This window comes from Phocaeicola abscessus CCUG 55929, assembly GCF_000312445.1.
Classification (GTDB): domain Bacteria; phylum Bacteroidota; class Bacteroidia; order Bacteroidales; family Bacteroidaceae; genus Phocaeicola; species Phocaeicola abscessus.
Window position 1 is genome coordinate 475,496 of sequence record NZ_HE997183.1, and the last position, 25,170, is coordinate 500,665.

At 47.2% G+C, this 25,170-nt stretch carries 24 protein-coding genes; 7 read left to right on the top strand and 17 right to left on the bottom strand.

Translation table 11 applies throughout. The annotated features are described in order from the left end of the window. Window positions 1-114: 114 nt before the first annotated feature. The 12 genes from BN102_RS05945 to BN102_RS06000 form a co-directional block, all read right to left on the bottom strand. On the bottom strand, window positions 115-1,140 hold the full coding sequence (locus BN102_RS05945; RefSeq protein WP_019208194.1) for an esterase-like activity of phytase family protein: 1,026 nt from the start codon (window positions 1,138-1,140) through the stop codon (window positions 115-117). After that, window positions 1,140-2,183: a hypothetical protein gene (locus BN102_RS05950; RefSeq protein WP_019208195.1), complete on the bottom strand. Its 1,044-nt coding sequence runs from the start codon at window positions 2,181-2,183 to the stop codon at window positions 1,140-1,142. The genes BN102_RS05945 and BN102_RS05950 overlap by 1 nt, the downstream gene beginning before the upstream one ends. Window positions 2,184-2,190: 7 nt before the next feature. After that, window positions 2,191-3,561 (bottom strand): MBOAT family O-acyltransferase, encoded by a 1,371-nt coding sequence (locus tag BN102_RS05955; RefSeq protein ID WP_036787381.1) that lies wholly within the window; start codon window positions 3,559-3,561, stop codon window positions 2,191-2,193. Between the two features lie 15 nt (window positions 3,562-3,576). Next, the gene (locus BN102_RS05960; RefSeq protein WP_019208197.1) at window positions 3,577-3,822 is read right to left on the bottom strand and encodes an acyl carrier protein; all 246 of its coding nucleotides are present in this window, start codon (window positions 3,820-3,822) and stop codon (window positions 3,577-3,579) included. Between the two features lie 6 nt (window positions 3,823-3,828). Next, complete coding sequence (locus tag BN102_RS05965; RefSeq protein WP_021311572.1) at window positions 3,829-5,310, bottom strand: AMP-binding protein; 1,482 nt, start codon at window positions 5,308-5,310, stop codon at window positions 3,829-3,831. Window positions 5,311-5,876: 566 nt separating this feature from the next. Next, window positions 5,877-7,619, bottom strand: a complete 1,743-nt coding sequence (locus BN102_RS05970; RefSeq protein WP_019208200.1) for a phospho-sugar mutase — start codon at window positions 7,617-7,619, stop codon at window positions 5,877-5,879. A gap of 19 nt (window positions 7,620-7,638) precedes the next feature. After that, window positions 7,639-9,297 (bottom strand): C69 family dipeptidase, encoded by a 1,659-nt coding sequence (locus BN102_RS05975; RefSeq protein ID WP_035456123.1) that lies wholly within the window; start codon window positions 9,295-9,297, stop codon window positions 7,639-7,641. Between the two features lie 39 nt (window positions 9,298-9,336). Further along, window positions 9,337-11,004, bottom strand: a complete 1,668-nt coding sequence (locus BN102_RS05980; RefSeq protein ID WP_019208202.1) for a M23 family metallopeptidase — start codon at window positions 11,002-11,004, stop codon at window positions 9,337-9,339. A gap of 69 nt (window positions 11,005-11,073) precedes the next feature. Further along, window positions 11,074-11,673, bottom strand: a complete 600-nt coding sequence (locus tag BN102_RS05985) for a DUF6621 family protein (protein WP_019208203.1) — start codon at window positions 11,671-11,673, stop codon at window positions 11,074-11,076. Between the two features lie 201 nt (window positions 11,674-11,874). Beyond that, complete coding sequence (locus tag BN102_RS05990; RefSeq protein ID WP_019208204.1) at window positions 11,875-12,459, bottom strand: DUF5024 domain-containing protein; 585 nt, start codon at window positions 12,457-12,459, stop codon at window positions 11,875-11,877. Between the two features lie 21 nt (window positions 12,460-12,480). Further along, on the bottom strand, window positions 12,481-12,981 hold the full coding sequence (locus BN102_RS10550) for a PG0215 family putative anti-sigma factor (protein WP_019208205.1): 501 nt from the start codon (window positions 12,979-12,981) through the stop codon (window positions 12,481-12,483). Window positions 12,982-12,991: 10 nt separating this feature from the next. Next, on the bottom strand, window positions 12,992-13,477 hold the full coding sequence (locus tag BN102_RS06000) for a GFO_1088 family ECF-type sigma factor (RefSeq protein ID WP_019208206.1): 486 nt from the start codon (window positions 13,475-13,477) through the stop codon (window positions 12,992-12,994). A gap of 288 nt (window positions 13,478-13,765) precedes the next feature. Between BN102_RS06000 and clpB the strand changes: the two genes are divergently transcribed. Further along, window positions 13,766-16,354: an ATP-dependent chaperone ClpB gene (clpB, locus tag BN102_RS06005; protein ID WP_019208207.1), complete on the top strand. Its 2,589-nt coding sequence runs from the start codon at window positions 13,766-13,768 to the stop codon at window positions 16,352-16,354. Window positions 16,355-16,562: 208 nt separating this feature from the next. Here clpB and BN102_RS06010 read toward each other — a convergent pair whose 3' ends face one another. The 5 genes from BN102_RS06010 to nusB all read right to left on the bottom strand — a co-directional run bounded on the left by BN102_RS06010 (window position 16,563) and on the right by nusB (window position 19,973). Continuing rightward, on the bottom strand, window positions 16,563-16,979 hold the full coding sequence (locus BN102_RS06010; protein WP_019208208.1) for a DUF5606 family protein: 417 nt from the start codon (window positions 16,977-16,979) through the stop codon (window positions 16,563-16,565). Between the two features lie 66 nt (window positions 16,980-17,045). After that, window positions 17,046-17,645 carry a dephospho-CoA kinase gene (gene coaE, locus BN102_RS06015; RefSeq protein WP_019208209.1) on the bottom strand — a complete coding sequence of 200 codons (600 nt, stop codon included), beginning with the start codon at window positions 17,643-17,645 and terminating at the stop codon, window positions 17,046-17,048. 20 nt (window positions 17,646-17,665) lie between these two features. Next, entirely contained in the window at window positions 17,666-18,682 is a 1,017-nt protein-coding gene (locus BN102_RS06020; protein ID WP_035456155.1) for a CdaR family protein, read from the bottom strand. Between the two features lie 9 nt (window positions 18,683-18,691). Next, entirely contained in the window at window positions 18,692-19,015 is a 324-nt protein-coding gene (gene yajC / locus BN102_RS06025; protein ID WP_019208211.1) for a preprotein translocase subunit YajC, read from the bottom strand. Window positions 19,016-19,046: 31 nt separating this feature from the next. Beyond that, complete coding sequence (gene nusB, locus BN102_RS06030) at window positions 19,047-19,973, bottom strand: transcription antitermination factor NusB (RefSeq protein ID WP_019208212.1); 927 nt, start codon at window positions 19,971-19,973, stop codon at window positions 19,047-19,049. A gap of 200 nt (window positions 19,974-20,173) precedes the next feature. Between nusB and BN102_RS06035 the strand changes: the two genes are divergently transcribed. The 6 genes from BN102_RS06035 (at window position 20,174) to BN102_RS10555 (ending at window position 24,776) form a co-directional block, all read left to right on the top strand. After that, window positions 20,174-20,596, top strand: a complete 423-nt coding sequence (locus BN102_RS06035; protein WP_019208213.1) for a DUF3276 family protein — start codon at window positions 20,174-20,176, stop codon at window positions 20,594-20,596. A gap of 176 nt (window positions 20,597-20,772) precedes the next feature. Beyond that, on the top strand, window positions 20,773-21,408 hold the full coding sequence (locus BN102_RS06040; protein ID WP_019208214.1) for a 50S ribosomal protein L25/general stress protein Ctc: 636 nt from the start codon (window positions 20,773-20,775) through the stop codon (window positions 21,406-21,408). A 12-nt stretch (window positions 21,409-21,420) separates the two neighbouring features. Beyond that, entirely contained in the window at window positions 21,421-21,984 is a 564-nt protein-coding gene (pth, locus tag BN102_RS06045; RefSeq protein WP_019208215.1) for an aminoacyl-tRNA hydrolase, read from the top strand. Window position 21,985: 1 nt separating this feature from the next. Then, on the top strand, window positions 21,986-22,423 hold the full coding sequence (locus tag BN102_RS06050; protein WP_019208216.1) for an RNA-binding S4 domain-containing protein: 438 nt from the start codon (window positions 21,986-21,988) through the stop codon (window positions 22,421-22,423). A 319-nt stretch (window positions 22,424-22,742) separates the two neighbouring features. Next, on the top strand, window positions 22,743-23,093 hold the full coding sequence (locus tag BN102_RS06055) for a PadR family transcriptional regulator (protein ID WP_019208217.1): 351 nt from the start codon (window positions 22,743-22,745) through the stop codon (window positions 23,091-23,093). 18 nt (window positions 23,094-23,111) lie between these two features. Next, window positions 23,112-24,776 (top strand): PspC domain-containing protein, encoded by a 1,665-nt coding sequence (locus BN102_RS10555; RefSeq protein ID WP_019208218.1) that lies wholly within the window; start codon window positions 23,112-23,114, stop codon window positions 24,774-24,776. The last annotated feature ends 394 nt before the right edge of the window (window positions 24,777-25,170 follow it).

Below are 25,170 nucleotides of genomic sequence, written 5' to 3' on the forward strand. Positions count from 1 at the left end.
CTATGCGTCGTGCTGCGCAGCTGAAGAAGGTGACCTGCCCGCGATGCGTCGTGCTGCGCAGCCGAAGAAGGCGGCCTGCTCGCAATGCCTGCAGTCGGGATAGAACCGACTTTTCTAAAGCCGGACGATCAACACTTTGAACCAGTCGTTCAACAAACCCATGTATTGGTCTTGCGAATCGGCTATCAGAATAATCGTCCGGCTGCCGTCGGCAAGTTTCGGGCCCAAACACATGCCTTCGTAATTCGCCAAGTCGTGCGAAAGCAGTGAGATGCCGGTCCGCCACTCGTAAAGCAATCGTTTTTTCAAGAAAGGGGAAGCATCGGTGAGCGGTTCCGAGCTGTCCACTTGTTTTCCTTCCCGAGGGTCGACTACGTACAGCTTCTCGTTGAACCAACTGCCGAAGTATCCCTTGACAAAGAAGAGTTCGCGCTCCAAAACGATCAGCCGTCCGTCATCGAGGGCGATCATCGCACTGACTCCCGTCTGGGAGTTTATCGCCGAATCCTTTGCTACGGGGATATCCATTCGGTAAGCGAATTGTTCGGCCGGTTGCAGATCGTCGTCAAAGCTTTGCAAACGGATACGGTTTCTCGTTCTCCGCAGAGAAGTGGCTACCTCGCCGTCCATCGGCAGCGGCCCTTCCGACGAAGTCCAGAAGCGGTGCGTGCGCGCATTGTAAGTCAGCGCCTCATAGCTTAAGTTCCTCCGGGCTGTCCGGAAAATCGCCGGCGTATTCAACGCTCTTCCCGTGAGCGTTCCGTCCAGGTTATACTCTACTATTTTCTTATCCTCCTCGCCGGCCACAAAGAGCGTATTCCGTTTCGGGAAATAAGCCACTCCTTCTTCGTCACGATTAGGCAGGCCGCAAGTCCGTAACGAATCCATGCTCACCTTCCGGATCGATCCGGAGACAGCGTCGATGTCGATATAGCAAAAATAAAATCCGGCTTTCGGACTCTTATCGTTGACTACGGCGTACCGGTTACCTCGGATATGCGTTATTCCGCTATAATTTCCGGCTTTGACCGTCTGGGGGAAAGCCTGCTGAGGCAGTGCCCTTACCAATTCGACGGGTTGCTGCGCTCCGCCGGATAACCCGGTGAAAAGAAATAGGAACCATGAAAAGAGATACTTCATCACTCTGACGTTTTACTATATTTCTGTACGGATTTCTGTCTGTAAAGCTCTTCCAGGAGCTCGCGCCCTACCTGAATGCGATAATGTTCTTTATCGTAGAAGTTGTGATAGTCGATCAAATGTCGGTGTTCGGCATCGGAAGCGTTGAGTACGTTCTCGCTTCCGAACAGTTCTCTCAGAACCGCCACGTCGGCAGGATGGATGAGTCTTCCCTCCAATACCGGCCCTATGACTATTTTCACATTCGTACGATGACGCTCGCATACCGCTTTTATCTTATTGAGCGTAACGATCTGCGACTTGAAGATGACGCGGGGACTCTCCGTCCGTTTGTCTTTCTCTGCCGCCATGCCTTTTCGTCCATCCATCTGCCAATAGTTTTCGCCCATCTCCGCGATCTTTTCCTCATCGCTCAATACCGCATCGTTGGTATATCGGGTGTGAATATGCCCGGCGATGTTTATAACCCCATTCATACCTTTATCGTACTTGTGCGTAATCTGGTATTTGAGATAGTTCCACAGGAAGGTAGGGTTGAAGAAACCTTGCAAGAAGGTAGATTGAAAGGCGACTTCGCTCATCCCCGAAACTTCGGGCGGCATCACATGCATCACTCCGTTCTGCATATCGCTTTTGACAAAAAATCCTCGCTCGCATACGATCAGCAAGTTCTTGATGGATTGCCCCGGCTGCCTGTCCAACGCTTCCAATTTCTTATACAGATCTCCCATCCCCTCGCTGTTGCAGAACATACGGAAAGGGCGGGCATGGATATACCTGTTCCAATCGCGGGTATTGAACGCTTTCGTACACGACGAGCCCATGATGAACGAGTCGTAACGCAGGCTGTCGCGATACTTCTTATACTTTATCCACGAAATGGTCCCCTCGCTTTGACATATCTCCGGGCGATCGTAATCGTCATAGTCGCGCAACACCATGAACGGATCTTTTATAAAATAAACGATCCCGAGCACGAGCACAGGAATACTCAATATCAGACATTTAAGGTAGAGTCTGGCGACGTTCTTACTCTTACTCATAGTACCCTCAGAATTGAATATAAATAAAATTTTCCACGCCGAACGCTCCGAAAAGAAATATCGTTAACACGATCGAGACATAGATCATCCATCGTAACCAGATCTGCCGGTGTGCAGTCCATGCTATCAGATCGCGCTTCGAGTGGAGATATTCGATGAGGAACATCACTATCACCGCTATGGCGAATACGATCCAATAGTGATCGCTCAACCCGAGCCGCATTTCTTTGATATCGGTATTGAACCCGTCCAAGATATGCCGATAAATATAAAAGGTATCCTGAATCTGGTTGACGCGGAAGAAGAGCAACGATAAGGCAAATAAGAGATACGTACGCAGTATCATCGCCGGTTTGTATATCCACCGAGCGGTGTGTGCGCGTATATATTCGCGAGGACCAGAAGCGGCCGTTTCATAAACGATGACGATTCCCTGAAAAAGCCCGTAGACGACAAAAGCCCAGCCGGCTCCATGCCAGATGCCGATGATCACAAACGTAACGAGCAGAGAAAGATATACGCCCCAACGTTTCCATCCGCGCAACACGGCCGAAAGCGGCATAAAGACATAATCCCGCACCCAGAAGGACAGCGACATGTGCCACCTGCGCCACAGTTCGCCGGTAGACATGGCTACGAAAGGACGATTAAAGTTCGGAGAGAGCCGGAAGCCGAACAGCATGGCAAAACCTATCGCCATGTTCGTATATCCTGCAAAATCGGCGTAAAGCTGGATAGGATAAAGCAGGGTAGCCTGCAGCAACTGGATGCCCGAAGCGTCTCGCGGAGCATCGAAGACGATGTCGAGCGACGGGGCGATGCGATCGGCGATGACGATCTTCATAAATACTCCCCAAGCGATCAGTTTCATCCCGTACACGATCTTTTCATAATCGAACCGATGTGCCTGCTTCAGCTGCGGTAATAAATCGTACCCCCGTTCGATAGGACCGGAGAGGAACTTCATGAAAAGGATCATATAAAGCGTAAAGTCTACCGGATCGTCTTCCGGCTCTTCCTCCCAATAGATCTCTATAAGGTATGAGAGCGCCTGAAAGGTGTAGAACGAGATGCCTAACGGAAACAGGGGCGACCAATAACGCGCGCACCACCATACGCCCGCAAGCACGGCGATACCACCCCCCAACAGATAGGGTGCAGCCTTAGCACCGCGTTTTTTATGCAAGAGCTTGCCCGCATAAAAGGTAAAGAAAGTGATGCCCAACGCATAGAGCAGGTACGTAAAATCATAATATCCGACAAAAACCATACTCGAGACCAACAACAGCGCATGTTGCCAGCGATGGCCCGTACGGGCATAATAGAGCACGAATGTAATTACGACACAGCAGAAAAAAGGGATTGAAAGAAATTCCATTTAGCCTCGATGTTTTCAGCGTGATGTCTTTTCTTTTATCACATCGCACAGTGCGCCCACATTCTTCATTTTGATAATCTCGCGGAGCTTGAGCCTAATGCCGAAATGCCTCTCTATTTCCGCTATGACGATCATATTCGACATAGAATCCCACCCGTCGACATCGTTGGCCGTGGTCTCATCATTCATTTTCAAATCGTTTTTCTTAAGTACTTTGGCGAAAATGCTTTCTACCGTTGCGAGTATTTCTTCTCTCTCCATGATTTTTTATATTAATTCAGCTATTTTCTTGCGATCTATCTTATTGTTCATATTCAGCGGAAACCGCGGGATGAAGTTTACTTCTTGGGGGATCATGTAGGCAGGAAGGTATTTCCGGAGGTATTGCAAAAGTCTTTCGACTTCTCCCTCTTTCTTATTCTCCACCGCCAGATGGATAGTACAGTTACGGTTTTGGTCATAGACTGGCAGAGCGACTACGGAGATGCGATCGTCGAAAAATTTTCGAGCGACGTATTCTATCTCACTCAGTTCGATACGGAAACCCTGAATTTTGACTTGCGAATCTTTCCGCCCATAATAGGCGATATCCCCTTCTTCGTCCATGGCACAAATATCTCCGGTTTTATAATACCGAAGTCCGTCCCGGATAAAGAACGACTCCTTGTTTCGCTCCTCATCTCCCCAATAACCGGGAGTGAGCTGAGCGCCGGCAAGGCATAACTCGCCTTTCTCTCCCGTACCGACAGCCCGACAAGCGTCGTCTACGATCATCGTGCGGACGCCTTTCATCGCACGTCCGATGCTCATGATTCCGTTGACCTCCTTGCACGTTTTGTCCCGTTCGTATCTATAACAGGTACAATAAATCGTATCCTCCGTAGGCCCGTATACATTCATAATCGCAGCGTTCGGCACGCATTTGCTCCATCTTTCCGTATCCTCCACAGGCAAGCCCTCGCCGGCGAAAAGCGAATAACGCATCTCGGGTACATGGATCTCGTCCAGATAAGGAGACAGATAGTGGATCACCGACGGCACCATGAACGAAAAGGTGAGTTTATGTTCATCCAAGAGGCTGAACACTGCCTGATACTTTATTTGCTTGGGCGAAACGGTGTAGGTACAGGCCCCCTGCAAAGCAGGGATGAGGTACGACTGAACGGACACGTCGAAAGTGAGGTCGAACATTTGCAGGCATCGATCCTCCTCCGTAATCGTGATGCCCAACTCCTGGAAGGCTTCGACAAAAGCAGCTACGTTCCCGCGCGTAATCCGTACGCCTTTCGGTCTCCCGGTACTTCCCGACGTAAACAAGACATACGCCAAATCGCCTTCGGCACACGCAAGAGGCGCTTCGAGCACCGGCTTTTCGAACGGCAATTGGCGTGTCATGACGACGTTCAACCCTTCATAACGGGTCTCGGCACCGGAGTCGAGTACAGTTTTCATTCCCACTTGGGATACGATGTCGAGACATCGATTTATCGGCTGCAAGGGATGAAGGGGCACATAACTCTTACCTTCCAGCCATAGGGCGAATATGGAAGCGTACGTTTCAAGGTCGTCATTCACTGCCAAAGCGATGTTTTTTTCTGCTACGCCACGCAAAGCATGCCGTATCTTAGAGATGGCTTTCGCCAAGTCCCCGTAAGTATAAAATTTATCGTCTATACAAAATGCCCTCTTCTCCTTGTGTTGCACCAACGTGTTCAGAAGCGGGTTTATGACAGCATCATTAAAGTTCATAATCACTGATATATTTTACCGTGTTCGTGTATTTAACGTGCAAAAGTATGAAAACCCTTACTCATATTCAATTTTTTAAAAGAATTTAGCAATCCCCACCTCCGTTCATACGATTAAAATCATGCCGTTCGGTTAATGAAAAGCGATGGAATAAAAACCGATACGATATTATTCGCAATATCCGCCAAAGTTCCATATCTTTGCACGCATAGACCCATAATGATGGAACCACAGCCTGCTTTTAACGAACGTCCCAAGGAAGCATTCCTCCTTATGCCTACTGCGAAGCATATGGTAAACACTCATCCCGTCGACTCATGAAATTCCTTATCTCGATTCTACTTGCCATTACCGTATTAATGTGGTTGCGGCTCTATTCCGTCCGTTTGATGAAAAAGAACGACCGTCACTGCAAGCATCGCCACAAGCGGTGAAATAGTATTGGAAACGACGAATATCGCAGCCCGAAAGTGCAAAGAGGCTGTGCCAAAATGAAGTGTATGGCACAGCCTCAGTCCAACTGCGATAAGTCGCTTTTGTTACGAAAAAAATGTTTGTTCTGCTGGTCAAATATTTAAAGACTTGCGGACAGCTGCGATCTTCGCGTCGGCAGCTTGGTCGGCCGCATCGAATTCGTTTTCATCCGCCATCTTCCCTTTCACTTCGATATAGAATTTGATTTTAGGCTCTGTACCGCTCGGACGGACGGATACTTTCGTACGATCTTCGGTGAACCACTGCAGCACATTGGAGGTTTCGGGCATGGATAATTCGACTTCTTTCCCGTGATCATCGGCCTTCAACGACTGATAATCTTTCGTTACCACCACCTTCGAGCCCCCTATTTCTTTCGGAGGATGCACGCGGAAGTTGTGCATCATCGCCTGTATTTCTTCCGCCCCGGTTTTTCCCGGTTTCACTACGTTGACCGTATATTCTTTCGAGAATCCATACTCTTCATAGATTCCCATCAACACGTCGAACAGCGTCTTTCCGTTGTCCTTCGCCCACGCGCAAATCTCTGCCAACAACGAACAGGCCGAGACAGCGTCTTTATCGCGCACGAAATCGGCAGCCATGAAGCCGTAACTCTCTTCGCCGCCGCCGATATACTGTTTCTTCCCCTCGAAAAGGCGAATTTCACGGGCAATCCATTTGAAGCCGGTATAACAATCGCGCAGTTCGATATGATACCTATCGGCTATCTGACGAATGGTTTCGGTGGTAACGATGGTCTTGACAATGAACTCGTCGCCCTTCATCTTCCCTAACTTTACCCGGTTGGCGATGATGTAATACAGGAAGATCAAACAAGTCTGATTACCGTTAATCAGCACCCACTCTCCCTTGTTATTCTTACAAGCCATACCGACACGGTCGGCATCCGGATCGGAAGCCATGACAATATCGGCATCGATCTTCTTTGCCAAGTCAATGGCTAACGTCAATGCCTCTGCATTTTCAGGATTCGGGCTGACCACGGTCGGGAAATTGCCGTCTTTGACCATCTGTTCGGGCACGCAATGTACATTTTCGAAGCCCCATCGTTTTAGCGATTGAGGTATCAGCATCATCCCCGTTCCATGCAAGGGGGTATAGACGATACTCAAGTTTTTCTGGCGTTCGATCGCTTCCGGATCAATGGAAATACTGCGTACTTGCTCTAAATAAACATCGTCGATATCCTTCCCGATCACCGTCACCAACTCCCGGTTGCCTTCAAATCGGATGTCTTCTACTTTCACCTTTCCGACTTCAGCAATAATGCCGGCATCATGCGGGGCAAGCACCTGAGCCCCGTCTTCCCAATAAGCTTTGTACCCATTGTATTCTCGGGGATTATGACTCGCCGTGATATTTACGCCGGCCTGACAGTGCAGATAGCGGATAGCAAACGACAACTCCGGAGTGGGACGCATTTCGTCGAAGCGATACACCTTAATCCCGTTAGCCGTGAATACATCGGCGACAGTCTGCGCAAACAGCGGACTGTTGTTCCGGCAGTCGTAACCGACAGCCACGCTGATTTGCTCGCGATCCTTAAAATTCTTCAGGAGATAGTTGGCAAAACCCTGCGTGGCAGCGCCGACCGTATAGATATTCATTCGGTTGGAGCCGGCTCCCATCATGCCGCGTAGGCCTCCCGTCCCGAATTCCAAATCCTTATAGAACGCTTCTATCAAGTTCGTTTTATCAGGATCCTCCAACATTTTCCTGACTTCAGCTTGCGTATCGGCATCATATGCATCCGAAAGCCATGTTTGAGCTTTCGCTGTGACCTTTTTAATCAATTCTTCCTTATCTTCCATTTTCACTGATATTTAAAGTTTAATCTTCTTTTTTTATTTCTCTTACTTTGAAGCGGTCTCCCGTTTCGCGAATGAGTTTACGCTTAAAATCGTCGGGATATCCCGGTCGCGTCAGCGGTGCCGAACTACCCTGTTCAGGACGGAGCAGACTGCCGTCCGGATTCGTCTTTTTCACTGCTCCGTCGTTATATTTTACGATCAAATATTTAGCCAACTCATTCCATTCTTTCATCATGTTCTGGGCGGCCATGTTGGTATAATCGGTCAAGAAAGCCTTCGCCTGCGCAGGGTCTTTATCGTACATTTCCTTCGCTGCGGTTTCGATGCCCGGCTGTTGGTCGAAGAAAGCGTCTTCGAGCTTATTCTGCACTTTGCGCAAATCGCCGATCATCAAATCGTAGCGCGGGATGATCATGTCGGCCACCCAATTGCATACCCAAAAAGCGTTATCGAACGAGAAGGTTACGCAATCGGCATTTTTCCCCGCATAACATTCGGGAGCTCGGGTTGTACAACAATAAACGGGGGTATAGGCAATCATGTTCGCATCGTCGTTGCCGAACCACAGTACGCCACCGATAGCATCCGGGAGGTTGGCGCGCATCTGGGCGACGAATGTCCACGCTGGCTGTTGGGTAGAAATCGGGCGTTCATTGAAATAGTCCTGATCATCCACTTTAAAAGTCAACGGCGACAGGCGGTAAGGCATGTGATACGGGCCGGCCGCTACATCCTGCGTAAAATCAAGGGGCGTGCCTTCGTAGTGATCGCGCATGGCATGTTGAATGTCTCGAACGGAAAGTTTCTTCTCCGCATGAATATAAAGGGGCAGCGGTTCAGCACTTTCTCCCTGAATGTAAGGAAGGTATTTCTCGCCGATAGATCGATTGAACATGTTGTAAAAACTCCATACCCGAGCCTCGCAATACCGCAATCCTCCCCAATCCAAAGGGTTATATGCGTCCGCAAAGCTGAAGTCTTTATTCAAGCCGTCGAAATATCCTTTTTCACGGGCGAAAGAAATAACGTCCGGCGAATACAGGCAATTCTCCTTATCGTCCATATCGAACTTATGAATACGACTTTGGTTAGCATGAGCCGCGACACAATCGTCAGGAATACGGACAGCTACCCAGACAGCTCCTCTCGAACCGGGGCCTTTTCCGATCATCTCCAAAATCCAAGCTTCGTCAGGGTCAGCAATAGAGAACGATTCTCCTTCGCTATGATATCCGTATTCTTTCACTAAATCGGTCATGATTTTAATGGCTTCTTTCGCATTGTGCGCACGCTGCAAGGTCACGTAAATCAAACTCCCGTAATCCATGACGCCTTGCGGATCGGCCAGTTCCTGACGACCGCCCCAGGTGGTCTCCCCTATCGTCACTTGAAATTCGTTCATATTGCCGATGACGTTGTACGTCTGGGCGGCTTCTTTTATCTTTCCCAAGTATTTGCCCGTGTCCCATTCGTAAATATCGCGCATGGCGTCCTTGTCATGCTGCCCGGCAGCGAAATGATACAGCGTACCGAAGTTCCCGTACGAATCGGCCGAATAGGACACGATGACCGATCCGTCGGCAGAGGCCGACTTCCCGACAATAAAGTTGGTACATGCATGGGCCGGGTAAGCGGCAGCCCATATCAAAGCCATACCAAGAATCGATTTACTTTTCATATTATACTATTTATTTGTTATTTTATTACTCTTTTCTGTTCAGAATCCATAGGTTTGTCTGGTTTCGTTCCCACTATGATCGATGGCGATAACGGTCAGTTGATGAGGTATTCCTTTCCTCAAACGACTCGGATATTTCATGAACAGGACGCCGTTTTTGGCATTATACCCGAATACTTCAAACCTCCCGTCGACGGTAACCCGGTACGACTTCACGCCGACGCCAGCATCCCCTACATGGAAACGAATATTCCCCGTCGCCCAACTCTTCCGATTCTGAGGCGTTATCTTCGGCCCTACCGTATCTATGGCCGCAGTATATGTTCCTAATTCTCTGATATTTGCGGTTATCCAACCGTTTTCATAAATACCTCCCGCCGACGTGATTCGTCCCTTATGCTTCCGGGCAATATAATACTTGGCCGTATCGGCGACAGGCAAACGCCGTATACCGATCCTCAGCCTGCAGTCTCCGTTCAGCGGGACGACCTTGTCATTCAATTGATAAGTAAAACTGATCGCCGCCGAATCTTTCAATACCCGACTGTTCAATGCGACATCTTCGGAAAGCATTCCGCGCGGGATCAACAATTCCATTCCCGGTTCCTGAACGAAGTTAGGACGATCCCAAACGAGATAATGCGCTGCCTCAGGCCGGTACGGTACGATTTGCTGCGGAACGCCCCGGATCGTAAAGCGGCAGACGGCGGTATTCCCATGTCCATCTTCCAAGAAATAGGTGAAAAGGTAGTCGCGCTCTTCCCGAATATCCACGATCCCCCTGTCTTTGGCCCTCAACAATCCCAATCGATTGCCCGGCAGGATATGCGAACGCATGACCCAGCGGTTATGTTCCTCCTGCTCCGTAAAGTCGGTCCACGCGTTGATAAAGCGGTTATCCAAATGTCTAAACGATTCGACGAGGCTCTTGAATATCTCCGTCGTATCCATGCTGAGGGTGATCTGCTTCACGCCGTAATGATTGGTCGTTCCATCCATATAATCGTTCGCGCTCACCCCCAGCGCGATCTTTCCCCACGCTTCAATCGGCCGGTTCAACTCTTCCAACGGGACAGACCACTCTTGTTGCGAGCCGTTCACCACTCCTTCGCCCCGTTGCGGATAGACTTTGATGCGGATCGCTTTCGGGGGCGCAGTATCTGTAATTTTATTCCGATAATAAGGCATGGGATCCACCAGTTCTCCCTCTTCGGTATGCAATTCGAGATGCAGATGGGGCCCGAACGAAAATCCTTCGTTACCGCTGAAAGCAATGATATCGCCCACTTTACAGTTGATCCGGCGAGGTTCGAAGCGCAAATCCGCCTCGTAAGTCTCATGTTCGTACTGATATTCCTCGACGATCTTCGCCACCGCCGGAGCAAAACCGAGGATATGCCCGTAGACGGAGGTCATCCCGTTGGGATGAGTGACGTAAATCGCCTGCCCGAAACCGCCGTTGGACACCGTAGCCCGACTGACATAGCCGTCGGCAATGCACCGCACGGGCTTCCCCACCGTTCCCTCCGTCTTGATATCCAATCCTCCGTGCAAATGTCCTGTCCGTAACTCACCGAAGTTGGCGCTCAGTTTTAAGGGAAAGTCAAAAGGGGAAACGAATTCGAGGGTTTCTTCCTGAGCATGAAGCGTGCCGAGAAAGAAACAAGCCCCAAGCGATGCCACCATATATCTGAAAACGAACGTCATTCGATTAACTTCATAGGATGAAAGCCGGACAAATATACGAAAAATCTACCGATACTCGTTGCGCTTATTCTACAATTCTTCACTTCTTATTCTTAACGCTCTTAACACGGCAAAACCGAGTGTCTCCCAATCCGTCGCCTGCTGTGGGGGTGGCGGATTCATGCCGAACACGGTTATTCGGTCTTTCCCCTGCGCGCCTTGCAAGATCTCGTAAATCTGGTGGCCGCAAGCTTGTTCGTCGCCCGCAACCAATAATCGTTTCACTTCTTGAGCGCCTGCGATCAGCTTCAAGGATTCCAAGAAGAACTCCTCCCTGTCGGCCATGCCGGAAGGATTGAACGAGTTGAGCACGAACTCGCCGAGCCTGCTCCGAAAAGCGATGTTATCCAACGATCCGGCCACGTCCTGCGGTACGATATGGTTTAATTCGGCCGACCAGTCATCGTAGACGATTACACATTGGATGATCCGCTCGGAAGTCTCCTTGCCCTCCTCGGGACGAAGCCCGGCGTCCAACGCCAGCGTTTCGAGGAATAAGGCCCATTCCGCTCGAGGCAATACCCTGTCGAGCAGCTTCGAAAAATGGTCGATCAAGTGGCCGGTAACCTTATCTATGTAGGCGGCATCCAAGAGGATGACCGTCTCTTCAAATTGCATTTCCGATTTCATTCCTGGCATTTGATGCAAAAATACGGAATAAACAAGGAACTGTCAAAAATAGACGGAAATAAATACGACGGGGTATTTTGACGTACAAAGCGGCCTTGTGAGCTTAAGGGACGTCGAAAAACGGACGAAAGAAGGGCCGCCTGCACTTGTCAGACCGCCCCTCATCACATAGAGAGCATTATTTATAAAAAGTGTGTGATGTCAGATACGCTTCGTGCGGAGGAGATAGGCTTGTTTTTTTACCTTGACAGCATCTTTCCAATCGTCGACCATCCCTTTCCAATCATAGGTTCTCAATTCTTCCAGACGCTCATTTAGCGAAGCTCCGTTCGTATCGAAAATCTCTATGTTCCACTCACCTTTATCCGCTTCGACGGATCGGTCGCGATAACTAACGCTCACCGTCACATTCGGTTCTTCTTTTTTTCCCGAAACGACAAGGCAGTAAATGGCTTTACTCTTTTCGCCTCTAAAGATCAAAGTCACCGTAGCATTCGATTTTGCTTTCGATTTACTAACGGAAGAGGCATTCTCTCCGTCTTTTTCAAAAGCATTCTCCAACTGACGGGCATAATTCCCTTCCTTGCTGATGAAACTCAGGGATCTCGAGGAGAAGTATATCTGCTTTTTCGAATTGCGCTTAATCAACGAATTCACTTCAACTCCTTTGTTCTCCAACTCTTTCAACACCTTTTCGATATTTTCCTGAGCGACAGCCTTCATCGCACCGCATAAGCTCATGACCGATGCTGCGATCCCAACGATTAAAAACTTCTTGGTTCTCATATTCTTCTCTTTTATGCAAATTTAAATAACAGGCAAATCCTCCGCTTTTAGCTGAGGTTCTTTTTCCAATTCTTCCATGTATTTATCGGCATCGAACCGAATTAATTTGTCCATCTCTTTTTCCTGTTGGATGGCGAACTCATTCACTCGCTTCAGTTCAGGCAGAATGGTTTTGATGTCGGTGATCTTTTTCCCGTTGCGGATGATATAACTTCCTTCCAAATACTCGTATTTTTTATGATCGAAATAACGATACGCGGTCCATCCCACTCCCATAGCCAGGGTAACGACAGCGGCGATACCGACCCTCCCCCACGCCGTCCGAAGCAGATGAGTTTTCGGTCGAGGCAATTCATCTTTCATGCCGTTTGCATACCATTCGAACATAGATCGATATTTCTTCAACGAGTGAGGCACATCCTCGCTGGAAAAGAAACGGTAGAGTTCTTTTTCTTCGATATTCGACGTTTCTCCATTCAGAAACCGTTCGATCCATTCTCTTGCATTCCGTCCGTCAATCATATTCTCTCCTTTATTTAATAAAATAACTCATAATCTTTTTCCTGGCTCGGGAAAGATTAGCCCTTACCGCATTTTCGGTACACCCGATAACGAGTGCGATCTCTGCAATCTCCATTCCGTCCACGTGTTTCATCCGCAAGGTAGCTTGCTGTATACCGGGTAAGGTGGCAATCAACTTTTTCACCTGTTCGTCTTCTTCCTTATCAACGAAAAGCTCTTCCGGAGTAACGGAATCGCTCGGCTCCTCTCCTTCCTCTTCACTGACCATTCTGAAAGCGGAACGCAAACGGTTCAACGATAAATGCTTCGCCATCACCACAGCCAACGCTTCCACAGACCGATATTCGGACAGTTTATCGCGTAGGCACCACAGTTTGAGCATGACATCCTGAGCGATATCTTCGGCGTCGGCACTGTTTTTGGTATAACGAATCGCTTCGTGCAAGACCTGCGGACGAATCTGTCGGACCAATATTTCGAATTCGTTTTGTTCCATCTCTGATAAGCAGACTCTTGAAGATAGCGGTTTATTACCTTAAAAGTCGTATGTTTTATTATTTTAACACTCCATCCCTCCCTCTATCTCGCCGTTATCCTCCTTCGCCCGACGAGCGGCAACGATATGCCATAATAACACTTTTCATGTCAAATTATCCGTTTTGTTCAATTCTTCCGGCATTAAACCGAAGCGGAACACACTTTGTGCGAAACCCGATATCCACATCGATTCTCCAAGAGTCGGACGGATTAAGTACCATATACGATAATCATAAAACAAAACGATATGAATTTCGATAATTTTACCATCAAATCGCAAGAAGCCGTTCAGGAAGCTGTGAACCTCGTACAACGCAAAGGACAGCAGCAGATCGAACCGGAACATCTTTTGGCCGGTGTGCTGAAAGTGAGCGAGCATGTGACCAACTTCATTTTTCAAAAGTTGGGTATGCGCGCCCAATCAATCGAAGCGGTACTCGACAGGCAAATAGCATCTCTTCCTCAAGTATCCGGCGGAGAACCTTATTTAAGCCGCACCAGCAACGAAGTCTTGCAAAAAGCGAATCACTATGCTTCGGAATCGGGCGATCAGTTCGTCTCCGTCGAATCCATCATCCTGGCTTTGCTCACCGTAGACAGTACGGCCTCGAAGATTTTGAAAGATGCGGGCATGACCGAAAGAGAACTTCGCGCCGCCATTCAGGAATTGCGACAAGGGAACAAGGTGACTTCCCCCTCGGCTGAAACCAACTATCAGGCACTGAGCAAATACGCCATCAATTTAAACGAACAGGCGCGCGAGGGCAAACTCGATCCGGTCATCGGACGGGATGACGAAATCAGACGCATTCTTCAAATCCTAAGTCGACGCTCGAAAAACAATCCGATCTTGTTGGGCGCTCCCGGCACCGGGAAGACAGCTATCGTCGAAGGTTTGGCCCATCGAGTCGTTCGCGGCGATGTTCCCGAAAATCTGAAAGACAAAACGGTCTATTCATTGGATATGGGGGCCCTGATCGCCGGTGCAAAATATAAAGGAGAATTCGAGGAACGTCTGAAATCCGTCATCAATGAGGTGAAAGCTTCGGAAGGGCACATCATCCTGTTCATCGACGAAATCCATACCTTAGTCGGCGCCGGTCAAAGCGAAGGTGCTATGGACGCTGCCAATATTTTAAAACCGGCCTTGGCTCGCGGAGAGATCCGTTGCATCGGTGCGACCACCTTCGACGAATATCAGAAATACTTCGAAAAAGATAAAGCTTTGGAACGCCGTTTCCAGACCGTTATGGTAGATGAACCGGACGTAGACAGCAGTATCTCCATTCTTCGAGGATTAAAAGAGCGGTACGAAAATCATCATAAAGTCCGAATCAAAGACGAAGCGATCATCGCCGCCGTCGAGTTGAGCAACCGCTATATCACCGAACGATTCCTGCCCGACAAAGCGATCGACTTGATGGACGAAGCTGCAGCGAAATTGAGATTGGAACGCGATTCCGTCCCGGAAGAATTGGATGAAATCACGCGCAAATTGAAACAATTGGAAATCGAGCGGGAAGCCATCAAGCGAGAAAAAGACGAGCCCCAATTAACTCAACTGAATAAAGAGATTTCCGACTTGCAGGAACAGGAAACCTCCCTCAAAGCAAAATGGCAGGCCGAAAAGAACCTGGTCAACAAGATTCAGGAAGACAAGAAACAAATAGAACAACTGAAGTACGAAGCCGATCGCGCAGAACAGGAAGGCAATTACGGAAAAGTAGCGGAGATCCGTTACGGCAAGTTGCAAAGCCTGGAAAACGATATCCGGCAGATTCAGGAAAAGCTCACGGAAACGCAAGGCGGCAATGCTATGATCAAAGAGGAAGTGACTGCCGATGACATCGCTGAAGTGGTCTCGCGCTGGACGGGTATACCCGTCACCAAAATGATGCAAAGCGAACGCGAAAAGTTGTTGCACATGGAAGAAGAATTGCACAAGCGCGTCATCGGTCAGGACGAAGCCATAAAGGCCGTAAGCGATGCCGTCCGAAGAAGTCGTGCCGGATTGCAGGATCCGAACCGCCCAATCGGATCGTTCATCTTCTTGGGCACGACCGGCGTAGGCAAAACGGAACTGGCTAAAGCGCTGGCCGATTACTTGTTCGACAACGAGAAAATGATGACTCGAATCGACATGAGCGAATACCAGGAAAAGTTCAGCGTCTCTCGATTGATCGGAGCGCCCCCCGGATACGTCGGTTACGAAGAGGGCGGTCAGTTGACCGAAGCCGTCCGCCACAAGCCTTATTCCGTCGTCTTATTCGATGAAATAGAAAAGGCGCATCCGGATGTGTTCAATATCCTCTTGCAGGTATTGGACGATGGACGCTTAACCGATAGCAAAGGACGCACGGTAAACTTCAAGAACACCCTGATCATCATGACTTCGAACTTAGGCAGCTCATACATCCAGAACCAGTTCGAGAAGATAAACGCTCAGAACAGAGACCGGATTATCGAAGAGACCAAAACGGAAGTGATAAATATGTTGAAGAAAACGATTCGACCGGAATTCTTGAATCGCATCGACGAGACCATTATGTTCTTGCCTTTGAATAAGGTGCAGATCCAAGAGATCGTCAAACTGCAAATTCGCGGCATCCAAAAGATGTTGAATGCGAACGGGGTGACGTTAACGATGTCGGATAAAGCCGTCGACTTTCTGGCGACGGTCGGGTACGATCCCGAGTTCGGCGCCCGTCCGGTTAAGCGGGCTGTCCAGCGTTATCTGCTGAACGACTTAGCCAAGAAAATGCTGAACGGTGAAGTGGACAAGGCGAAGGCCATCCTGGTCGATGCCGATGAAAACGGTTTGACTTTTCGAAACTGATTCGCAACGAACATAAAAGTCAAAGCAGGCAATCCCCTCGCACGCAGGAATCGGTAGCCGTAAGGACGGAAAATCAATGATTTCGGATATCCAAGCAGCCAAAAGTTCGAAAAATCATTGATTTCCGAACTTTGCGACAGGCTGGAATAACTGCCGGAGATACCTTTTCCCGCTTACGGCGGATGCCCCTGCCGTCATGAAACAAAAATTATTTCTCTTTCTTTTCCTCTGCCTCCCTAAACGCCGTGATGCCGTTATTAATAAGGATATTATACCAACCAAGCATCTTTTTGATGTCGCCGGCATGTACCCGATCCCGATCATAATTCGGCAGGATTTGCGCGAAGTAATCGAACAGGTCACGAGAAGAAGCTTTCTTCACATCAAGCGAACAAATCCCGCCATTTTCCTTCGCCTTTACCGATTCTAAAATTTCGGACAGAGGCACATCGTCGGCATCAGTAAACATGGCTATATCGCCCAATGAAATGATGCGGTCGCGGGCATAGGCGGGCATTCTTTTCTTGGCCGCATCCAAGGTTTCTACAATCAGCATGTTCTTAGCCGAAGAAATCAGTTTGTATAACCCCGGCTTTCCGGAAATGGATAAAATAGTCTTCAACATGGTGTTCTTTCTTTAATTTGTCATTCGGGAAACAAAAGTACAATCCGGCAACGAGTTGTACAAATTTTAGCCTCGCTTTCTAAATCGAATCGTCAATTCGTCGATCATCTTCTTCAATTGAGAGGGCAAAGGTTCCGAATCGTCGTTCCTGATCACGTAATCCGCTCTCCGACACTTTTCCTCATCGCTCATTTGCCGATCCATCCTTTCCCGAATTTGTTCTTCCGTAGCCCGATCGCGTTGCATAGCCCGTTTCATCCTCAATGCCGGAGGGGCATAAACCATGACGACGGCGTCGACGGTATCTTCAAACTGCGCTTCGAAAAGGATAGCCGATTCCAATCCGACCATTTCCTCTCCTGCTCTTTCCTGCTCTGCTACCCAACGATTAAAATCCTGTCGGACACGGGGATGGACAATCTCGTTGATCCGTGCGGCATGAGGAGGAGAAGCGAACAGATAAGCCGCCAAGAAAGGTTTATTCAACGTGCCATCCGCGCAATAGGCTTTATCTCCCAATAAAAGCAACAAATCGGCACGGATCCCCTCATCCGTCTGCATCAGACGTTTAGCTTCGTCGTCCGCATTATAGACAGGTATATTCAACAGTTTGGCGACATGTGACTTCCCGCTGCCTATTCCTCCGGTAATAGCAATTTTAATCATGAGAAAGGAATTACATACTTTTATTCTTCGTCCGTAGTCGGCTGTCGCTCGATGATATAATCGACTTCCGTCGGCGATATGCGGGGATGATTGATCGTTTTCGGCATGGCCTTCAAATGCGGCGTGCACTTGGATCCCTTATTATTCAGCAATTCTTCATAAGAAACCGCAATGAAGAAATCATCTGCCGTTACACGCTTAAAATGTGTCAAACCGACTTGGAAAGTAACTTTCACCTTCGAAGGGAAGGTACGCAATACTTTATCGGGAGGAAAATTGATGCCGTGTACAGGTACTTCCAATGTTTTCTCGGAATAGATATCCACCATTAATGTAATATCATTATAATCCGGAATGAATTTGGCTCCTCTCACCTTTTGTAGCGGAACCCGCTCGGTAGTCGTATCCGAAAGCTGTTCGAATCTGGTCGGCATGGAATAGGCAGCCCGGATCGTGTCTAATATTTCGGCAGGCGCATATACCATGACTGAATCAGGTGTATATAGGATTTCGGAGATGTAATATTTCGGATCGACGACTATATTTCCTTGCAGGCGGACCGGTACTTTCTTTCCTTCCCCTCTCGTATAGATGAAGAACAGGGAATCGGGCTTTAACGAAACCAGTTCCGTGGATTGGTTCAATTGACTCTTGATCTTCTGCATCATGGTGGCCTTCGGAATCATCACTTCCGGTCCTGCCTCAGCATAGTCGTTAAAATCCAACGACACCGGAATCATCGAACGCCCTAACCAATAATTAACCAACACGGTACCTCTGTCCTTGAGCCGTACCTTCACGTTCTCGGGCAGCTCGGAGGTCAGAACGACATTATCGGGAACATTTTTCAAGTTCAACTTAATAGAAAAATCGCTCTCATACTCGTCGTTCAGCACCTGAAGAAGCCAGAAGCAGAAAGCGATAAAGACAAAAAACAAAAAAATCAGAAACTCCTTCGTCGATTTACTCAACAGGATGCTTCTGATCTTCCGTATCGTTCTCGTATAATGTTCGCGTAATATCTCCTTATCGAACATCATGACGGCCTATTTTACGCCTTGTTGACCATGGGCTGAAGGCGCATTGGCGTAAATGGAATTACGGTCAATTTTAATACGAACAGCAGAAGCTATTTCAAGAATCACATAGTTGTCGCTCAATTCTCTAATCTTTCCGTAAACGCCTCCGGCAGTAATCACTTCCTGACCGATTTCCAGATTCTTACGAAAATTGGCAATCTCTTTCTGTTTCTTATTCTGCGGACGGATCATAAAAAAATACATGATAGCGAAGAGCGCTACTATCATAATCAGAAACGACATATCCATTCCGCCACCTGCAGCTTGCAAAAATACGACTAACAAATTCATACGCTATAAATTAAGAGGTTTATACTTTACATTACTGTTTGAGCAGTTTCCGCTGAGCACGCAACTGTTTGACGATACCGTCTAAAGTACCGTTGATGAAGCCGCCGCTTTTGGGAGTACTGTATGCTTTCGCAATGTCTACATATTCATTCAACGAAACGTTCACAGGAATATTAGGAAATGTGAGAATCTCCGCTAACGCCACTTGCATGATCAGCGTATCGAACAAAGCGATGCGCTTCAGTTCCCAATTTCGCGTACCTTCGCTAATCAAATGACGGTAATAGTCCCCATTCAGAATAGAACGACGGAATAACGAGCTGGCGAAATCCTTGTCTTCCGCATCCTTGAATTCCGGAAGAAGCTGCTGTTTATCGGCATTCTTTTCATCAAAGAACTTGATGGTCTTCAAAACGAAGGTATCCACAATGTCCTTATCCCCGTTCCAATATAGACTTTGGTCTTCCAGGAGCCCATCCAGCTCTTCGTTGTTCATGATCATCGTCTTATAGATTTTACGCCAGAGCTCCCGGTCTTCCGCATACGACGACGTTTCGCTGGCCATATAAGAGTTGAATACCTCCGAGTCCATTATCTTTTCGCACAGATTCTTAACGAAATCAGGTTCATTATCCCAGGTTCTCTTCTGGTTTTCTTTAAAATTCATCAGTTGTTCATTCTTTTCCAATTGAGCAATGAAATGGTTATCTATAAATTTGGTGTTAGGATTTAAATCCGCAGCTGTCGGAACTAATTTCCGTTTTGCCTTACTAATCTTGTTCCCTGCATAGTTGGTAAGCTCGATCATTAATAATAACAAATAGTTATATAAGTCAAAAGCTTTGGAGATACTGAAGAACAACTCTTTTTCTGCTGTTTCCAAATTTTTACCGCCATTCTGGTAATAGGCATAAATTATCTGAACTATTTTAATACGGATAAGAACTCTGTTAATCATACATTCACATTAATCGTTGATTATGGAGCGACAAAATTACGCATTTTGCCGGATTAAACACAAAAGAAAAACGTTTTTTTCATTGAAAAAACTACGCGAAGTATAAAAAAACATTTTTAGTCCGAGATTATACTATATTTTCTTTTGTGTATTAAAAAAAAATATCCAAATTTGAACCCGATTTATAACAGGGTTTTTCAATGATGGAGAATAATAAGAAAAGTTTGCTGGATACAGACAAAGAAATATTTTTTTCTAAAGCGATAAAAGCGGGAAAAAGAATCTATTATTTAGACGTAAAGAGAAACCGGAAGCATGAAATGTTCTTAGCTATTACGGAAAGTAAAAAGATTATTTCGGGTGAAGGTGACAACGCTCAGGTCAATTTCGAAAAGCATAAGATTTTCCTTTATAAGGAAGACTTCGATAAATTCACTAAAGGCTTACACCAGGCCATTCAATACATCATCGACGAGCAGGGACCTGTAGTTCATTATCCCGACGAAAAGGAAGAGGAGGAAACGGAAGAAAAATCGACTGTCGCGAAGGTCGCGGCGAACGAAATACCGGAAGACGACTTCAAAGACGATCTGATAATCGATAAAATAAACATCGAATTTTAAACGACTTCTCATCGCATAAAAAGGCGAATATTAATAATTAACCTTTTTACTTTGCCCATTGAAAAATATATTCTACCTTTGCATCGCTTTTTAACTCGCCGTGCATATTCGCATAGTGTGATGGCGAATTAAGCAATTATAAACTTAATTTAGAGTAACACTGAAAAATTTTTAACATGAAATCGATTGAAATCAAAGGTACCGTTCGGAAGAACGTCGGGAAGAAAGCAACCAAAGAGTTACGCAAGCAAGATATCGTCCCTTGCATCGTCTATGGCGCTCCCAAAAATGATAAAGGCGAAACGATAGTAACTCATTTCCAAGTGGCTGCGAAGGATTTGCGCAAACTGATCTATACGCCGCATATTTACGCTATCGATTTGAACATCGACGGGGAAGTAAAGAACGCTATTTTACAGGAAGTACAGTTTCACCCGTTAACCGACAAGATCTTACACGTGGACTTTCTCCATATCGACGAACAGAAACCCATTAAGATGAATGTCCCCGTCGTTCTCGAAGGCTTGGCTGTGGGCGTTCAGGCCGGTGGAAAACTGAATCAGCAAATGCGCAAATTAACAGTCAAAGCGCTATACACGGCTATTCCCGAACATATAAAAATCGATGTCACCAATTTGAAATTAGGCAAATCGATCAAAGTGGGCGATTTAAACTTCGAAGGTTTGGAATTAATAAATCCGAAGCAATCTGTCGTATGTTCCGTGAAGGCCACACGTACCTCCGTCGAGACGACTGAAACGGCTGCTGCCGAAACAGAGGAGGCTGCCGCTCCTGCCGACGACAAAGCTTAATCAATCCTTTCAATGAAATATTTGATCGTAGGACTGGGAAATATTGGCGACGAATACCAAGAAACCAGGCATAACATCGGATTTCGCATATTGGACGCCTTTGCCAAGGCGTCCAATTGCATTTTCGAAGACCGGAGATACGGATTCGTCGGAAGAATGTCACTTCGCGGGCGACAATTGGTTCTACTAAAGCCGTCAACTTTCATGAATCTCAGCGGATTAGCCGTACATTACTGGATGCAAAAGGAAAATATCCCAGTAGAAAACATACTGATTTTAGTAGACGATTTATCCCTTTCCTTCGGCATGCTTCGATTAAAGCCGAAAGGCAGCGATGCCGGTCATAACGGACTGAAAAATATCGCAGAGAATTTAGGTACTCAAAATTATGCCCGCTTGCGTTTCGGAATAGGGAACGATTTTCCTCGCGGTCGACAAATAGATTACGTGTTAGGTCACTTCACGGAAGACAATTCAAAAACGATGGATGCACGCATAGAAAAAGCATGCGAGATCATACGAAGTTTCGTCCTCGCCGGTATAAACATAACTATGAACCAATTCAATAATCAATAATATGGCGGTAGAGGCGAGAATAGATAAATGGATGTGGGCAACACGAATATTCAAAACCAGAACCGTTGCTGCCGAAGCGTGTAAAAAGGGCCGCATCAGCATGAACGGAATGCCGGTGAAAGCTTCGAGAACGGTCAAGGTCGGAGATATCGTGCAAGTCCGTAAACCGCCGATCACCTACTCCTTCAAAGTGTTACAAGCCATCGAGCACCGTGTCGGCGCAAAGTTGGTTCCTCACGCAATGGAGAATGTGACGACTCCCGACCAATACGAATTGTTGGAAATGAACCGTATCAGTGGATTTGCAGATCGTGCCAGAGGTACAGGACGACCGACGAAACGAGATAGACGGAAATTGGACGAATTCACCGCTCCGCAATTCAACACGGAAGATAATTTCGACTTTGAATTCGATTTCAACAAGGAAGAAAGCGACTGACTCCGAGTTACGCCCGGAACAACCTCCTCAATCAGACCACTGTAAATCGCTCCACCCAAGCCGAGGCAGGGGGTATTCGCACCTGTCCCCCCTCCCGGTAATCCGACCATAGACTGCCATAAATACCTTTTATTCGTCGCCTTATCCCCCTTCATGACAAACCCGATCATTCTGCTCCGTCACCCATTCGTTAAATAAGATTAATATTTCCATTATCTATAGTACTATGTATTGCAAGGTATTATTTATTATTCATATCTTTGCAACGCAAGGATGTGTAAGGAACAAAGTTCCCTTGTTATATTAAATACGAAGCAATATGAATACAGAAAATGCAAAATCACAGATGCGAAAAGGAATGCTTGAATATTGTGTCATGCTTCTTTTACATCGTGAAGCGTCCTATGCCACAGACATCATCGCTCAATTGAAAGAAGCAGCATTGATTGTTGTCGAAGGTACGCTTTACCCCCTTCTATCCCGCCTGAAGAAAGACGGTTTATTAACGTACGAATGGCGCGAATCGACCCAGGGACCTCCGCGCAAATACTATGCGCTGACTACCGAAGGTATCGAAGCTTTGAAAGATATGGACGATGCCTGGAACGGTTTGGTCAGAACCGTCGACTTACTGAAAGCGACTCAAGAATCATCTAATAAAAATGTATAACTTTTAATGCCAACCACAATGAAAAAGAATATAACGATCAACCTGTTCGGTACGCTCTATGCTATCGACGAAGACGCGTATGAATTACTTCAGAAGTACGAAGCCAATATGCGAAGCTATTACAGTCACAAAGAAGGCGGCGAGGAAATAGCCGACGATGTGGAACACCGCATCGCCGAACTTTTCGCCGAGCTACGCAATCAAGGCATCGAAGCCATCACCATCGAACAAGTAGAGGAAATCATACACCGCATAGGCGACCCTCAAGAGATGGAAGAAGGTAATGAAAACGAAGGCGAAACGACTTCAAAAGCTTCCGCCGCCACGGAAGAAAAACCTGTTCGTCGACTGTATCGAGATCCAGAAGACAAGCTCTTAGGCGGTGTCATATCCGGCATCTGCCATTACTTCGGTTCGAACGACCCGTTGCCGTGGAGAATCGTCTTTGTCCTGCTTTGCCTGTTCTCTTACTTGGGTTTCGCTGTCGTATATATAGTTTGCTGGGCCTTGATTCCCGAAGCAAATACTGCCGAAGAACGCCTTCAAATGAGAGGCAAACCGGTAAATCCCAAGAGCATCAACGAAGAGATCATGCGAGGGATAAACAAGACGAAGAACTATGTCACCAATCCCGAAAATCAAAACAAAGCCCGCGGCTGTTTCGCCACCTTCGTCAAAATCATGCTCTTCTGCATCGGGTTATTCTTTGTCATCGTGTTCGGAAGCGCCCTGATCGGCGTCTTGGTCGCCGCCGTCGTGGCCTTGTTCGCCATGATATTCGGAATGGGATTCTTGACAAGCATTGCGGTGATCGATCCGGAATTCGCGACGTTTATAGAATCATTCCCAACGTGGATGTTAGGGATATTTGCCATTGCCACGATCTTGTTCCTCGCTATTCCTCTCGTTCTGGTCATACGCCTGATGGTAAAAAAACCGGAGTCGCCCTCCATGCCGGTCGGCAATAAAATCGGTATCCTGTTCATCTGGTTGATGGCATTGGCCGTTTCTATCGCCTGTGTCGTGCTTGCGACAACGAATGTCACACGCATCAATCGAGACTTCAGAACGGAAAGAATGCAAACAGATAGGGTGGAAAATACCAGAGACGGCATCTACATGAGCGGAAGCAGTTGGAATTATTTGGACGATAACGGTTGGAATGTAATCACCTACGAAAATGGGAACAACCACATCAACGGATGGGGAATCGATCCTCGCATCAATAAAAACGCAGAATGCCTCGTGCTGAAAGGCAGAAGTGGTAATCGCCATGCTTTCAAATACCAATTGGAGAAAACGACGAACGTACGAAAAGGGAAATATCGCATCGAAGCGATCGTTTACGCCGACGGACAAGGCAACGCTATTTACGCAGTGAACACAGATAAGGTTTCGATCGACATTCCCATTTATACGCAAAGCAATTTCTTTCAATTAAACTGGACGAAAGCCGCGACGCTACCCTACTTCCAAAATACCAGAAACGAAACCGGATGGAAAGAAGTACAACGAATCGCCGACGATCAGAAATGGGATTATGTATACGCCGTCTTCGAGGTGGAGAAGGACGGAACATTAAAATACGGCGTCACAAATTCCATCGAATACAATAATAATCCTTGGACCGGAGGGAAATGCGACGTGATGGATCTGAGATTATCGCGAATAGTGGGGAACTGATAACTTAGTTACGGCTGCCTTGGGAGCGAATGCATCCCAATAGAGGCATAAGGAACAAGCTTATGCAACGGTACAGGCCGGAGAGACATGAAAAGGATACGCAACGAATAAAAAAGATCAAAAAAAATATCTCTTTTTACTTGCGACTTATAAAAAATGCGTATCTTTGTCCACATATCGAACAAAACAACGACCGCACCATGCACAACGCCTTCGACATATCCTCTACCACCTCCGGCGCAAGGGAGGTGGTTTTTGACTTCCTTTTCCACACACATTTAACTTATTTTAATACAGAAAACTTGGCCGTTCCGAATACTTTGCTAACACACACACACACACACACACACACACACACACACACACACACACACACACACACACACACTACTAC

Excerpts from the sequence above, each read along its gene's own strand:
- BN102_RS05945 (WP_019208194.1), bottom strand. The coding sequence starts at position 1,140 with ATGAAGTATCTCTTTTCATGGTTCCTATTTCTTTTCACCGGGTTATCC.
- BN102_RS05950 (WP_019208195.1), bottom strand. The coding sequence starts at position 2,183 with ATGAGTAAGAGTAAGAACGTCGCCAGACTCTACCTTAAATGTCTGATA.
- BN102_RS05955 (WP_036787381.1), bottom strand. The coding sequence starts at position 3,561 with ATGGAATTTCTTTCAATCCCTTTTTTCTGCTGTGTCGTAATTACATTC.
- BN102_RS05960 (WP_019208197.1), bottom strand. The coding sequence starts at position 3,822 with ATGGAGAGAGAAGAAATACTCGCAACGGTAGAAAGCATTTTCGCCAAA.
- BN102_RS05965 (WP_021311572.1), bottom strand. The coding sequence starts at position 5,310 with ATGAACTTTAATGATGCTGTCATAAACCCGCTTCTGAACACGTTGGTG.
- BN102_RS05970 (WP_019208200.1), bottom strand. The coding sequence starts at position 7,619 with ATGGAAGATAAGGAAGAATTGATTAAAAAGGTCACAGCGAAAGCTCAA.
- BN102_RS05975 (WP_035456123.1), bottom strand. The coding sequence starts at position 9,297 with ATGAAAAGTAAATCGATTCTTGGTATGGCTTTGATATGGGCTGCCGCT.
- BN102_RS05980 (WP_019208202.1), bottom strand. The coding sequence starts at position 11,004 with ATGACGTTCGTTTTCAGATATATGGTGGCATCGCTTGGGGCTTGTTTC.
- BN102_RS05985 (WP_019208203.1), bottom strand. The coding sequence starts at position 11,673 with ATGAAATCGGAAATGCAATTTGAAGAGACGGTCATCCTCTTGGATGCC.
- BN102_RS05990 (WP_019208204.1), bottom strand. The coding sequence starts at position 12,459 with ATGAGAACCAAGAAGTTTTTAATCGTTGGGATCGCAGCATCGGTCATG.
- BN102_RS10550 (WP_019208205.1), bottom strand. The coding sequence starts at position 12,981 with ATGATTGACGGACGGAATGCAAGAGAATGGATCGAACGGTTTCTGAAT.
- BN102_RS06000 (WP_019208206.1), bottom strand. The coding sequence starts at position 13,477 with ATGGAACAAAACGAATTCGAAATATTGGTCCGACAGATTCGTCCGCAG.
- clpB (WP_019208207.1), top strand. The coding sequence starts at position 13,766 with ATGAATTTCGATAATTTTACCATCAAATCGCAAGAAGCCGTTCAGGAA.
- BN102_RS06010 (WP_019208208.1), bottom strand. The coding sequence starts at position 16,979 with ATGTTGAAGACTATTTTATCCATTTCCGGAAAGCCGGGGTTATACAAA.
- coaE (WP_019208209.1), bottom strand. The coding sequence starts at position 17,645 with ATGATTAAAATTGCTATTACCGGAGGAATAGGCAGCGGGAAGTCACAT.
- BN102_RS06020 (WP_035456155.1), bottom strand. The coding sequence starts at position 18,682 with ATGTTCGATAAGGAGATATTACGCGAACATTATACGAGAACGATACGG.
- yajC (WP_019208211.1), bottom strand. The coding sequence starts at position 19,015 with ATGAATTTGTTAGTCGTATTTTTGCAAGCTGCAGGTGGCGGAATGGAT.
- nusB (WP_019208212.1), bottom strand. The coding sequence starts at position 19,973 with ATGATTAACAGAGTTCTTATCCGTATTAAAATAGTTCAGATAATTTAT.
- BN102_RS06035 (WP_019208213.1), top strand. The coding sequence starts at position 20,174 with ATGATGGAGAATAATAAGAAAAGTTTGCTGGATACAGACAAAGAAATA.
- BN102_RS06040 (WP_019208214.1), top strand. The coding sequence starts at position 20,773 with ATGAAATCGATTGAAATCAAAGGTACCGTTCGGAAGAACGTCGGGAAG.
- pth (WP_019208215.1), top strand. The coding sequence starts at position 21,421 with ATGAAATATTTGATCGTAGGACTGGGAAATATTGGCGACGAATACCAA.
- BN102_RS06050 (WP_019208216.1), top strand. The coding sequence starts at position 21,986 with ATGGCGGTAGAGGCGAGAATAGATAAATGGATGTGGGCAACACGAATA.
- BN102_RS06055 (WP_019208217.1), top strand. The coding sequence starts at position 22,743 with ATGAATACAGAAAATGCAAAATCACAGATGCGAAAAGGAATGCTTGAA.
- BN102_RS10555 (WP_019208218.1), top strand. The coding sequence starts at position 23,112 with ATGAAAAAGAATATAACGATCAACCTGTTCGGTACGCTCTATGCTATC.